The sequence below is a fragment of the Arthrobacter sp. MYb23 genome, assembly GCF_002979775.1.
In the GTDB taxonomy this organism is placed as follows: Bacteria; Actinomycetota; Actinomycetes; order Actinomycetales; family Micrococcaceae; genus Arthrobacter.
In genome coordinates this window covers 42249-54563 of record NZ_PCPR01000030.1, presented here as the reverse complement: position 1 = coordinate 54563, position 12315 = coordinate 42249, and the positions used below count along the sequence as shown (strand labels likewise).

General features: G+C 62.8%; 14 protein-coding genes. 6 read left to right on the top strand and 8 right to left on the bottom strand.

Going from position 1 to position 12315, the window contains the following annotated elements; translation table 11 throughout:
- Positions 1 to 194: 194 nt before the first annotated feature.
- Positions 195 to 572 (top strand): nuclear transport factor 2 family protein, encoded by a 378-nt coding sequence (locus CQ020_RS21650; RefSeq protein ID WP_024818586.1) that lies wholly within the window; start codon positions 195 to 197, stop codon positions 570 to 572.
- Positions 573 to 633: 61 nt separating this feature from the next.
- On the opposite strand, the gene CQ020_RS21645 is transcribed toward CQ020_RS21650, so the two are convergent.
- The 6 genes from CQ020_RS21645 to CQ020_RS21620 form a co-directional block, all read right to left on the bottom strand.
- Complete coding sequence (locus CQ020_RS21645; protein ID WP_105693937.1) at positions 634 to 1437, bottom strand: aldolase/citrate lyase family protein; 804 nt, start codon at positions 1435 to 1437, stop codon at positions 634 to 636.
- Positions 1422 to 2207, bottom strand: coding sequence for a 2-oxo-hept-4-ene-1,7-dioate hydratase (gene hpaH / locus CQ020_RS21640; protein WP_105693936.1), 786 nt, complete (start codon positions 2205 to 2207; stop codon positions 1422 to 1424). Before hpaH ends, CQ020_RS21645 begins: the two co-directional genes overlap by 16 nt.
- A 3-nt stretch (positions 2208 to 2210) precedes the next feature.
- Entirely contained in the window at positions 2211 to 3305 is a 1095-nt protein-coding gene (gene hpaD / locus CQ020_RS21635; RefSeq protein ID WP_105693935.1) for a 3,4-dihydroxyphenylacetate 2,3-dioxygenase, read from the bottom strand.
- 103 nt (positions 3306 to 3408) lie between these two features.
- The gene (gene hpaE, locus CQ020_RS21630) at positions 3409 to 4920 is read right to left on the bottom strand and encodes a 5-carboxymethyl-2-hydroxymuconate semialdehyde dehydrogenase (protein WP_105693934.1); all 1512 of its coding nucleotides are present in this window, start codon (positions 4918 to 4920) and stop codon (positions 3409 to 3411) included.
- Positions 4921 to 5015: 95 nt separating this feature from the next.
- The gene (locus CQ020_RS21625) at positions 5016 to 5672 is read right to left on the bottom strand and encodes a GntR family transcriptional regulator (RefSeq protein WP_105693933.1); all 657 of its coding nucleotides are present in this window, start codon (positions 5670 to 5672) and stop codon (positions 5016 to 5018) included.
- Entirely contained in the window at positions 5665 to 7146 is a 1482-nt protein-coding gene (locus CQ020_RS21620) for a fumarylacetoacetate hydrolase family protein (RefSeq protein ID WP_258142155.1), read from the bottom strand. The genes CQ020_RS21625 and CQ020_RS21620 overlap by 8 nt, the downstream gene beginning before the upstream one ends.
- 235 nt (positions 7147 to 7381) lie before the next feature.
- On the opposite strand from CQ020_RS21620, the gene CQ020_RS21615 reads away from it, so the two are divergent.
- Positions 7382 to 7951 (top strand): YdeI family protein, encoded by a 570-nt coding sequence (locus CQ020_RS21615; protein WP_105693931.1) that lies wholly within the window; start codon positions 7382 to 7384, stop codon positions 7949 to 7951.
- A gap of 127 nt (positions 7952 to 8078) precedes the next feature.
- On the top strand, positions 8079 to 8783 hold the full coding sequence (locus tag CQ020_RS21610; protein WP_105693930.1) for an alpha/beta fold hydrolase: 705 nt from the start codon (positions 8079 to 8081) through the stop codon (positions 8781 to 8783).
- Between the two features lie 9 nt (positions 8784 to 8792).
- Here CQ020_RS21610 and CQ020_RS21605 read toward each other — a convergent pair whose 3' ends face one another.
- Complete coding sequence (locus CQ020_RS21605) at positions 8793 to 9215, bottom strand: hypothetical protein (protein ID WP_105693929.1); 423 nt, start codon at positions 9213 to 9215, stop codon at positions 8793 to 8795.
- A gap of 595 nt (positions 9216 to 9810) precedes the next feature.
- Between CQ020_RS21605 and CQ020_RS21600 the strand changes: the two genes are divergently transcribed.
- From CQ020_RS21600 to CQ020_RS21590, 3 genes are all read left to right on the top strand, one after another.
- Positions 9811 to 10080, top strand: coding sequence for a GlsB/YeaQ/YmgE family stress response membrane protein (locus CQ020_RS21600; protein WP_024818596.1), 270 nt, complete (start codon positions 9811 to 9813; stop codon positions 10078 to 10080).
- Positions 10073 to 10333, top strand: a complete 261-nt coding sequence (locus CQ020_RS21595; protein WP_105693928.1) for a hypothetical protein — start codon at positions 10073 to 10075, stop codon at positions 10331 to 10333. Before CQ020_RS21600 ends, CQ020_RS21595 begins: the two co-directional genes overlap by 8 nt.
- 219 nt (positions 10334 to 10552) lie before the next feature.
- On the top strand, positions 10553 to 11470 hold the full coding sequence (locus tag CQ020_RS21590) for an AraC family transcriptional regulator (protein WP_258142154.1): 918 nt from the start codon (positions 10553 to 10555) through the stop codon (positions 11468 to 11470).
- A 7-nt stretch (positions 11471 to 11477) separates the two neighbouring features.
- Here the strand turns inward: CQ020_RS21590 and CQ020_RS21585 are convergent, their stop codons facing one another.
- On the bottom strand, positions 11478 to 12281 hold the full coding sequence (locus CQ020_RS21585) for a DUF1206 domain-containing protein (protein WP_258142153.1): 804 nt from the start codon (positions 12279 to 12281) through the stop codon (positions 11478 to 11480).
- Between the last annotated feature and the right edge of the window lie 34 nt (positions 12282 to 12315).

Sequence of the window (12315 nt, the reverse complement as noted above, 5' to 3'; positions counted from 1 at the left end):
TTACCCAGCCCCCAGCACTGACCCGGCCCCCGCGAAACGCAGTAAAACAGCAGAAACCAGCCGGCCGTCGTCGTGCATTCCGACCGGCAACTGGGAAGGAACGCAGGACGCCCGCACACCAACCGGGGAGGAACGTTCGGTGAAAGCAACAAACCACCGTTGAACCCACCGGCCCCGGAGGGTAGAACGGGTAGATGACCAACGACGTGAACTCTTGGATGGACAAGTACGAACGAGCGTGGACCTCGAATGAGCCCGACGACGTCCGGGCACTCTTCACCGAGGATGCCGTCTACTACGACAAACCCAACACGGATAAACCGTGGAACGGCCACGAAGAGATCGTCAAAGCGTGGGCCGACGCCGGCGACAAGCCCGAGGACTGGACGTTCGAATGGAACCTTCTGGGCCAGGACGGCGATACGGTTTTCGTCCAAGGCCTGACCACGTATCTCAACGGGGACCCCACCTACGACAATCTGTGGGTGATCCGCTTCGCCGAAGACGGACGCGCCCGCGAATTCACCGAGTGGTACATGGCTCGCAAGAACACCCCACCCTCGCCCAACTGAGTCGCAGTTCAGGCCGTTCTGAGCGCTCAAAACGGCCTGAACTGCGACTCAGTTGGGTCCGTCAGTAGCTTTCGCGCTCGGCCGTCTCGGACACAGGGATGAATTTTGAGGCGAAACCCTCGGACGCGCGGGCCAGCACCGCAACATCGGCGCCGACCAGCACAAAGGAGGCACCGGCGTCGAGATAGGCCCGGGCGGTTGATTCGTTGAAGGCGTTCACGCCGGCGGGCTTACCTGCCGCTTTCGCGGCTTCAAGGCAATGCTCGACGACGGCCCTCACCAAGGGATTTTCCTGCTGTCCCAGCAGGCCCATGGAGGCTGCGAGGTCCGAGGGGCCCAGGAAGATGCCGTCCACGCCGTCGACGGCCAGGATCTCCTCCACCGCCGACGCCGCAGCTTCGGACTCAATCTGGACCGTGAGGCTGATGGTCTCCGAGGCGGAAGCCAGGTAGTCCGGGACACGGTTCCAGCGTGCGGAACGGGCCAGTGCGGATCCGACGCCGCGAACACCGTGCGGAGGGTAGCGGACCGCGGCAACCGCAGCTGCGGCGTCAGAGGCCGAGTTCACCATGGGGATCATCAGGTTCTGCACGCCGAGGTCGAGGTACTGCTTGATGACCACGGTGTCGTTGACCGGTGGTCGGACCATGGCCTGCACGGGGTAACCGCTGACGGCATGGAGTTGGGCGAGGATCGATTCGAGGCCGTTGGGACTGTGCTCGGCGTCGATCAGTACCCAGTCCAGGCCGGATCCGGCGCAGATCTCGGCCACCAGCGGGCTGCCGGAGCAGATCCACATGCCAGCCAGCGGGCGGTCTGCCTCGGAGAGTGCCGAGTAGAAGGTGGGGTTTAGTCGAATTGGCATGTCACCACTCCCAACGGTCCGTAATCCGCGTGCACGGTATCACCTTTGTACACCCACATCGGGCGCGTAAACGAGCCCGCCAGGATGATGTCCCCGGCCTTCATCGAGTCACCGTGGGCGGCGATCTTGTTTGCCAGCCAGTGGACACCGTTGGCCGGGTGGTCCAGCACTCCGGCTGCGACGCCGGTCTCTTCCACTGTCTGGTTTTTGTACAGGATGGCGGAGACCCAACGGAGGTCGACGGCGTCCGGCCGCACCGGGCGGCCGCCCACCACCATGGCGCCCATCGCGGCGTTGTCCGAGATGGTGTCCACGATGGTCCGGCCCTCCATTTCAATCCTGGAGTCCAGGATTTCGAGGGCCGGAACCACGTAATCAGTGGCGTTGAGGACATCGAAAATGGTGCAGCCGGGCCCCTTCAAGGCACTCTTCAGCACGAACGCCAGTTCCACCTCAACCCGTGGGTGCGTGTACTTGTCCCACTGCACGGAGCACCCGGTATCCAGGACCATGTCATCAAAAATGGCACCATAGTCTGGTTCGGTGATGCCCGTAGCGGCCTGCATGGCCTTGGACGTCAGGCCGATCTTCCGCCCCACCAACGTGCGCCCGGCTTCCTCGTTCCGCCGCCGCCACAACTGCTGCACGGCGTAGGAATCCTCCACCGTCATATCGGGGTAGCGGGCAGTCAACCGAGGAACCGGTGTACGGTTACGGCCGGCTTCGAGGAGCTCGTCGGCAATGGCTTCGATCGTCTTCGCGTCCATCATCTTTTAGACCTGCGCCCCCAGCTTGAAGCCCTCGGCAGCCTCGCCGGAAGCACCGTCGGGGCGGGTGTAGGAGAAGCCGTCGGCACCCACGGTGACGGCCATTTCGGACTTGTCCTCGCGTTCAATGATGGGTTGCGGGTTGCCGTCGAGGTCCAGGACCAGGGAGGCCTCGGTGTACCAGGACGGGACTACCGGGTTGCCCCACCAGTCGCGGCGCTGGTTATCGTGGACGTCCCAGGTGACGGTGGGGTTATCCGGATCGCCGGTGTAGTAGTCCTGGGTGTAGATCTCCACGCGGTGGCCGTCCGGGTCCAGGATGTAGAGGTAGAACGCATTGGACACGCCGTGGCGGCCGGGGCCGCGTTCGATCCGGTCGGAGATGCGCAGGGCACCCATCTTGTCGCAGATCTGGATGATGTTGTGCTTTTCGTGCGTGGAGAACGCGATGTGGTGCAGGCGGGGTCCGTTGCCGCCGGTCAGGGCGGTGTCGTGCACCGTCTGCTTGCGGTGCATCCACGCGGCGTACGTGACGCCGTCGGAATCCTTGATGTCCTCGGAGACGCGGAAGCCGAGGTCCTCCAGGTACTTGCGGCCGCGCGGGACGTCCGGGGTGACCTGGTTGAAGTGGTCCAAGCGGACCAGTTCGCCAGCGGAGTAGAGGTCGTAGCGCTGGGTGAGGCGTTCCACATGCTCCACGTCGTAGAAGAACTCGTAGGGGAAGCCCAGGGGGTCTTCCACGCGGACGGAGTCGCCAACGCCCTTGGTGAAGCCTTCCTTGCGGCGCTCTACACGGCAACCCAGCTCGCGGTAGTACGCCTCGGCGGCATCCACTTCGGCCGGGGACTTCACGCGGTATGCGAAGGCTGCAGCTGCGGCGACCGGGCCCTTGCGGAGGACCAGGTTGTGGTGGATGAACTCCTCGAAGGAGCGAAGGTAGATGGTGTTCTCGTCTTCCTCGGTGACGTGCAGGCCGAGGAGGTCAACGTAGAACGCGCGGGACTTGGCCAGGTCCGTGACCACCAGTTCCAGGTACGCGCAGCGGACGATATCCGGTGCCGGGACCGTGGGTGTGGGGATGGGGCCGGTGAAGTTGCTCATGGAATTCTCTCTTCGTTGAAAGGGTGGTGTGGGAACCCAACTGAGTAGCAGTAGATGCCGTTTTGGAGGCTCAAAACGCGCACTATTGCGACCTAGTTGGGTACTAGGCGCCGAATTTAGGTGTGTGAACGGAACCGAGCGTGATGTGCACGGCCTGCTGGTCGGTGTAGAAATCGATGGAGCGGTAGCCGCCCTCGTGGCCCAGGCCGGAGGCTTTCACGCCACCGAACGGGGTGCGGAGATCGCGGACGTTGTGGCTGTTGAGCCACACCATGCCGGCCTCCACGTTCTGGGAGAAGTTGTGGGCCCTGGTGAGGTTCTGGGTCCAGATGTAGGCCGCCAGGCCGTACTTGGTGTTGTTGGCCAAGGCGAGGGCTTCGTCGTCGTTCTCGAAGGGCGTGATGGCCACGACGGGACCGAAGATTTCCTCTTGGAAAATCCGTGCGTCAGGCGCGACGTCGGCAAACACCGTGGGTGCGATGTAGTTGCCTTCGGGCAGGTGGTCGGGTCGGCCGCCGCCGGCCAGGAGCCTGCCTTCGGACTTGCCGATCTCCACGTATGACGCCACCTTGTTGTAGTGCTCCGGGTGAACCAAGGCGCCAACCTGGGTCTTGGGATCGTGGGGATCGCCCACCACGATGTTCTTGGCCCGGGCAGAGTACTTTTCGCAGAATTCGTCGTAGATGGCCCGCTCAACCAGGATGCGGGAGCCGGCGGTGCAGCGTTCGCCGTTGAGCGAGAACACCCCGAACAGCGCCGAATCGATCGCGGCGTCGAGGTCGGCATCGGCGAACACGACGCACGGGGACTTGCCGCCGAGCTCCATGGACAGGCCTTTGAGGTTGGCTGCGGCGTTGCGGAAGATGGTCTGGCCCGTGGTGGTCTCGCCGGTGAAGGAGATCAGGGGTACGTCAGGGTGCTTCACCAGGGCATCGCCGGCTTCTTCGCCCAACCCGTTGACCAGGTTGAACACACCATCCGGGAGACCTGCGTCCTTGAAGATCTGTGCCCAGAGAGACGCGGACAACGGCGTGAACTCGGCAGGCTTCAGGACCACGGTGTTGCCGGTGGCCAGAGCCGGGGCGAGCTTCCAGGACTCCAGCATGAACGGGGTGTTCCACGGCGTGATGAGGCCGGCGACGCCGATCGGCTTGCGGTTCACGTAGTTGATCTGCGAGCCGGGAACCTTCATGGCGTCGTCGAACTGGGCAACGATCAGGTCTGCGAAGAAGCGGAAGTTCTCGGCAGCCCGGAGCGCCTGGCCCTTGGCCTGGGTGATCGGCAGGCCGGTATCGAACGTCTCGAGTTCGGCGAGGCGGGCTTCCTGGGCCTCCACCGCATCAGCGATCTTGTTCAGCACACGGGCACGTTCGCGCGGCTTCATCTTCGGCCACGGGCCATTGACGAAGGCTTCCCGTGCCGCGGCGACGGCGAGGTCAATGTCTTCCTTCTGGCCCGCAGCAGCAGTGGCGTAGTTGCCGTTGGATACCGGGTCCAGGACGTCGAACGTCTTACCGGAAACGGAGTCAACGAACTCGCCGTTGATGAAGTGCTGGATGTGGGACGGAAGGTTCTCGGGAATGTAGTGCTTGGTGGTCTCTACGGAGGTCGTCATCGTTGTCTTCCTTTTCTTCCAACGCGGGGTCACTTTCGGCCCCATTGGGGTGTCTTTAGGGGCCATAAGTGACCCCGCGTTGCTTTAGTTGGCAGTTATTGCTTGGCTTGGGCCAGGTAAGCGTCCAGGGTGGCGGCGCGGTGCTGGCGGGCTGCTTTTTCAATGGTGTCGGCGTCTGCTGCGCCCTCAATGAGCTGCAGCAGCGCCTCGTGTTCGCGCACGGATTCCTGCGCGCGGCCTGGGACGAAGCGGAACGTTGACGAGCGAAGTGACGCCAGCCTGTTCCAGCCCCGGTGGACGAGGTCCAGAATGTGCGGATTGGGGCAATGTTCGAACAGGACACTGTGGAAGTCCTGGTTCAACGCCGTGAAGCGGACGGGGTCGAAGTGTTCCAGGCACTCACGCATCTCCTCGTTCACCGCACGCGCCCGGGCAATGGCCACGGAGTCGATCAAGGGTGCGGACAACGCGGTGGCCGCGCCTTCCACGATGCTCAGCGTCTGCATCGTGTAGAGGTACTCGGTGGGGTCAATCCCGGACACCGTGGCGCCCACGTTCCGCTCGAACTTCACCAGCCCTTCAGCTTCCAGGCGGCGGATCGCTTCCCGGACCGGGACCACGCTGAAACCCAGGTCCTCGGCAATCTTGGCGAGCACCAGCCGGTACCCCGGCGTGTAGGTACCCTCGATGATCCGCGCCTTCACGGCGGCATACGCCTGTTGGGACTTGCTTCCGACGGCGGTTTCAGTCACTGTGGGCTCCTTCCGCGGCTTGCTGGCGGGCGGACCACTCCGCGTAGCGGGCCTGCCACTCCTTGTTCATCGGATACAGCCCATCAACACTGTTGCCCTCTTGGACCATCTGGAAGATGAACGTCTCTTCCTTTTCCTGGACGATGCAGTCGTCCACCAGTTCCTCGGCGATGGCCGGCGGGATCACCAGGATCCCGTCCGAGTCGGCAACGATGATGTCCCCGGGCTGCACGGTCGCGCCACCACACGCGATGGTGATGTCCGTGTCCCACGGAATGTGCCGGCGTCCCAGTACTGCGGGGTGGGGGTTGGCGAAGTAGGTGGGCATCTCCAGGTCAGCCACCGCGGAGTAGTCGCGGACGCCGCCGTCGGTGATGATCGCAGCAGCTCCGCGGACCTGGGCACGCAGCGCCAGGATGTCACCCACGGTGCCGGTGCCTTTCTCGCCGCGGGCTTCCATGACCAGGATTTCGCCGTCGTTCACGGAGTCGATGGCGCGCTTCTGGGCATTGAAACCGCCGCCGTGGGTCTTGAAGAGATCCTCGCGGTTGGGTACGTAGCGCAGGGTCCTGGCCAGGCCCACCACCTTACGGTCCGGGCGGGTGGCCTGCAGTCCGTCGATGCTGACGTTGTTCAGCCCGCGCTTACGCAGCTGGGAAGACAAGGTGGCGGTAGCGACGGACTCCAGCTTTGCCTTCAGTTCCGGTGTCAGGACATTTGCGGCAGCGGCCGGTTCAGAAGGCAGCCCTGCCGCTTCCCGCGAGCCGTACGCTTCCTCCCGCTGGGTGTCATCAGTCTTGGGCCGGGCCCCAAAGTCCGCAAACGGCGTCGTGCCTTCCGTTACTTTGGTGGCCAAACGGCCGCTGCTGAAATCACCGCCGGTGACCTCAATCTCGACGACGTCTCCCGGCTTGGCGACCGACGCGCCGGCCGGGGTGCCGGTGAGGATGATGTCGCCCTCTTCGAGTGTCAGGAGCTGGGAGAGGTCCGCCACGAGCTGAGCGAACGGGAAGAGCAGATCCTCGGTGGTGTCGTCCTGCACTAGGTCACCGTTGTGCCAGGTGCGGATCCGCAACTGGGTGGGGTCAACGGCGTCGGCCGGAATCAGCGCGGGTCCAACGGGAGTGAACCCGTCGCCGCCCTTGGACCGGACGTTGGATCCCTTGTCCGCATAACGGAGATCGTAAACGCCGAGGTCGTTGGACGCCGTGACCCACTCGACGTGGCTCCAAGCGTCTTCCAACCCCACACGGCGGGCGGACTTGCCGATCACCAACGAGATCTCGCCCTCGTAGCCCAGCAGTTCGCAACCGGCCGGGCGCTCAACCGTGCCGGGAACATCCATGGAGCCGAGCGCCAGAGACGAGGACGGCTTCAGGAAGTACGACGGCTGCTCAGGAGTACGCCCGCGCTGGGCAGCGCGGCTGGGGTAATTGATGTGGACGGCAATGACTTTGCGCGTCCGGGCCAGCATGTCCTGGCTGACTTCCTGGGTCCGGAACTCCAGTGTCACGGCGCCTCCTCCTGATCGAACGTTTATCAAGTACGAAATCGTATACGATAACTATGGACCGGGAACGTGATCCACGTCAACCCCTCCCCCGAAACCCAACTGAGTCGCAGCAGAGCGCGTTTTGAGCGTCCATAACGCGCTCTGCTGCGACCTACTTGGGGGATGCTGTACTCAAGCGAGGGGCAGGAGGGACACCATGGAGCATGAGAAAACGCCGGAGATGTTGAGGTTCGCCGATGGCGCGGAATGGGAACACTGGCTCACCGCCAACCACGCCACCGAAGCCGAAGCCTGGCTGGTGATCGGCAAGAAGAACTCAGGCGCCGGACTCATCAGCATAGAAGACGCCCTGGACGGCGCACTCTGCTTCGGCTGGATCGATGGCCAACGGCGCGGTCACGACGAGAAAACCTTCCTGCAGCGCTACTCGCGTCGCCGGGCCAGGAGTTCATGGTCGCAGGTGAACGTGGGCAAAGTGGAGGCCCTGATCCAGGCCGGACGCATGCAGCCCGCGGGTCTCGCCGAGATAGACGCCGCGAAGGCTGATGGCCGCTGGGAAGCAGCGTACGTTTCGCAGGCCAACGCCCAGGTGCCGGAAGACCTGAAGGCGGCCCTCGCCGGCGACGAGGCCGCCAGCCAAGCCTTTGATCGCCTCGGCAAGACAGAGAGGTACCTCATCATCCTTCAGATCCTCAAAGCCCGCACGCCTGAGATGCGCGCAAAAGTGCTGGCGAAAGCCTTGGATCGTCTGGCGGAGCGCGAATGATTCCCTGATCATCAGTCACCTCACCCGAGCCGTTGCGCGAAGCAACGCGGGGCAGGCCATAGGAGGGACCGAATGATTCAGTAAAAAGTGAGTGCATTCTGTCGGTGGGCTCCCGTAGGGTACCGGCATGGACATCATCCTTGTACCCGGTTTCTGGTTGGACGCGTCGTCGTGGGAGGAGGTGACGCCGCCGCTGGTGGCCGCCGGACACACGGTCCATCCGCTGACACTGCCTGGACTGGAGTCGGTGGATGCTCCACGCGCGGGCATCGGCCTCCGGACACACATAGATGCCGTGGCCGCGAAGGTGGACTCCCTGGAGGGCAAAGTGGTCCTGGTGGGTCACTCAGGTGGCGGCGCCATCATCCATGGCGTCGCGGATGCCCGCCCTGACCGGGTGGCACGCGCCGTCTACGTGGACAGCGGACCACTCGGCGAGGGCGGGGTCATCAATGACGAACTGCCCGACGACGGCGACGACCTTCCGCTGCCGCCGTGGGAATTGTTCGAAGAAGAAGACCTCATTGATCTGACGGACGAACTCAAAGAGGCCTTCCGCGCGAGGGCTATCCCGCAACCCAAGGGCGTGGCCTTTGACCAGCAACACCTGAACGACATCCGGCGTTACGACGTACCGGCCACCATCATCGCCTGCCAATTCCCGTCGTCGCTCCTCAAGGAATGGATGGACGCCGGGCACCCGTTCACAGCGGAACTCGCCAGGATCCGGGACGTGGACTACATTGACCTGCCCACGGGCCATTGGCCGCAGTTCACCAAGCCCAAGGAACTGGGCGAGGCGATCCTGGCGGCGGTGGGACGCGCCGGCTAACCCCCGATGTCAGGGCTTGGGCGGCGTGTTGGTGGCCGGTCCCTCCGGCGCAGCGCCGCCCTCGCCAGTCCAGTCGTTTCCCGTGGTGTCATCCAGGGCGGGATCAGATACGACATCCGAGTGGATAGTGGGCCCTGCCTTAGCGGTTGAGGAAGATCCTGCGTGCTGACCTTCCTTGGGGGACGTGATGCCCGGGAACATAGTCTCAGCCCTTTCCATCAGCTTCTTGCCGGCCTCATACAAGTTGTCCAGAATGTCCGGCACCGACTCTTGGACGGCCTCCGTGGCCTGGTGCACGTTCTCTTGAACTTCAGGGTTCTTCCACAGCTTCTCAGTGCCTCCGCGGATCCGCCGATACACCTCCGACCAGGACTTTGAACCCCAAACGTAGCCGACAGCCACGCCTACGGCGAACAATGCTTTCCCTTTCACAGCAATCACTCCTTCCGAGGTGTTATTCCTCGACATTAGCCCCGCAGGCCATGCCGTGTCACCTGAACTTTCATGGCGGGGTGGGTTAACGATCATTTGCCGAAATAAATCGGTTGACTAAAGCGTTATGCCAACAAGCGGATATCCCCAGGAGGCAACCGCATCCGGCGAAAACGCCGGGACCTGCAGGCCGGGGCATCGGCGGGTAGTCGAGGGCAAACCTCAAGCAGCAGGTCAGGAAAGCGGAGGCCGCCGGCAAGAGGGTCGCGGACCCCCTCGAAGAGGCGCCAGGCAGCGGATCCGCGGCATTCCGGGCCTGCAACCAAGGACCGACTAATAGTCAGGTTACTTGCTACCAGCCGCGGGAGCCGCTAGCGTTACTGATGTAGTACCGAGTCTGACCCAATCGGCAGGAGTGCTTTATTGGCTGCATCTAATAAATTCATCGGGGTTTCACACTAGTTCCAATTCCCCACATTCCATAGGGCCTTCAGGGGCCCCATTACGGTGCCTACATCTTGGAACAGGCACCCGGTGAAATTACTCGCTTCATCACGTTCATGGAATTTCCATCAACAAGAAAGTAGGAGCAAAAATGGGTTTCTTTGGTTTTCTTCTGCTCGGTCTTTTGGCCGGCGCTATCGCAAAGCTTATTCTTCCGGGCCGCCAGGGTGGCGGTTGGCTGATCACTCTCCTGTTGGGCGTCGTCGGCGCACTTCTGGGCGGCTGGATCGGCGGGCTCATCTTCGGAACGGGCCTGCAGGAATTCTTCTCCCTCACCACGTGGCTCCTGGCTATCGGCGGCTCCATCATTGTGCTGCTGATCTACGGCCTGGTCACTGGTCGCAAGGCCACTCATGGCTGATCACCAGAACAAGGACGCCAACGGCGACGAACTCGAAGGCCAGTACTCCGAGGGCGACTACGGGAAGACCGGAGTATCACCGGAAACCCTGAAGGATGACGCCGGCGGCGACTACACCGAAGGCGACTACGCCGAGAAGACGGTGCCTTCGGCAGACGCCGAGTTGGACGAAAAGAATACGGAAGACGTCCCTGAGGACCGGCCCTTCTCCTCCGAACCGGATGAAGAAGCGTCAGGCTCAAGTCGCCCGTAGCATCTGAATCTCGAGTCACCCGTAACATCTGAATACAGTCAAGAACCCGGAGAACTGCAACTGCAGTCTCCGGGTTCTTGCGTTGTCCGGGTTCTTGCGTTGCTGCGGCCTTCCGCGTTGTCCGGGTCCCGCGTTGCTGGCGCCTGATACTTTCGGGCATGGATTGTTGGGGCATCCATCCTGACGCCCGCGTAGCGTCAATGGAAAGGATGGAAGCAGATGCGAGAGGCAGACCCGAGGCAAGCGGGAGACCCAGTGCAGGAAGGGGACATGATGCAGGGCTGGAACCGGGCAATAGAGCTGATCGAGCAGGACCTGACCACGGACGTCGAGGTGCAGGTCCTGGCCAGGGCTGCTTTGACGTCCGAGTATCACTTCCGGCGGATGTTCTCCTCCTTGGCGGGCCTGCCCATCTCGGAATACATCCGCAGGCGGCGCCTCACGGCAGCCACGGCGGAGATTCTGGAAGGGGGGACTGTGCTGGACGTTGCCGTGCGCTACGGATACGGATCAGCCGAAGCATTCACCCGCGCGTTCAAGGCCATGCACGGACTGAGCCCCACCGAGGCTCGGCTTCCTGGCGCTGTCCTCCATTCCCAACCTCAGCTGAGGTTCCATCTCCGAGTCGAAGGAAACACCGACATGAAGCACCGCATAGAAGACAAGCCGGCTTTCCGCCTGATTGGCCTGAAAGCCCGCGTTCCGCTGGTTCACGAAGGGCCTAACAACGCCATCATCGAGTTCCAGCGGGGACTGGACCCCGCCACAACCAAGCGAATGCTCGAGTTTGCGGACATAGAACCGTCCGGGCCCGTGTCAGTTACTGACAACATTGATGAGCAGCGGACCGAGGGCAGCGAGCTGGACTACTGGCACGCCGTCGCGTCCAGCAAGCAGGCACCGGAAGGTTTCGAATCCCTTGAGGTCCCGGCCGGCCTGTGGGTGGTGTTCGAAACCGAAGGGAAGTTCCCCGAGGTCCTGCAAAGGATGTGGGCCGATGCCGCAACGGAATGGTTTCCCGCCAATCCCTACAGGTGGGCACCCGGCCCGGAAATGCTCAGCGTCCACGTGGAGCCTGGCGGCACGCATGGCAGCGGGCAGCTCTGGATTCCCATCGAAAAGGAACAAGCCAACTGATGCGGCGCTATGTCCGGAGCGCCTTGGCCTTGACCATGAGGAACAGTCCGTAAGCGATCAGCCCCAGAGCTACCGCAGCCAACAGGTACGGTCCGTACGGCTGCTCCTTCAGGGCTTTCAAGCTGCCGTCCAGCCCGGTCGATTGCTCGGGCTGGGCGCGCACGGTGGCAATGACAACCAGCAAGCCCACAAGGAACAGGGCAATCCCCTTGGCGACATACCCCACCACTCCTACGCCCAGCTGGAACTTTCGGACCGAGCTGGCAGATGACAGCGAAATGTCCTTCTTGAACGTCTGCCGGAATCCCCTGACTGCGAAGACAATGCCCGTGATGGCGATGCCGGCACCGACGGCTATAAGCAGGAACATCCCGAACGGCGCCTTCATGAGCGTGACGGTCACGTCGCTGCTGGACTCCCGGCTGTTCTGCCCTTTTCCTACGACGAACGAGATGAGGGTGGAGGCAAGGGCAGCAAAAACGATTGCCTGCCCCACTGCGGAGAGCCTCTTGGTGATCTTGCCGTCCGGGTCCCTCCGGTAGCCAAAAATGGCGTTGCTCAACTGCCACACGGCGAGGGCCGCGCAGGCGGCAAAACACGCCCACAGCAGGAAGGGTCCGGCGGGTTGGCTGGCCAGGGAAGCCACGGCTCCGGAGACGTCGGCCTCGCCCACACTTCCAAAGGCCAGTTGCAGCGCGATAACGCCGATGAGGACGTGGAGCAGGCCACTGACTGCATAGCCGCCACGGGCAACCATTTCAAAGGCGCGCGAGTTCGCAGCATCCTCAGCCACATCAGCGGCCTTTTTCATCTCTTCCTTGATGGCAAGCCTCCTTATTTTCGCA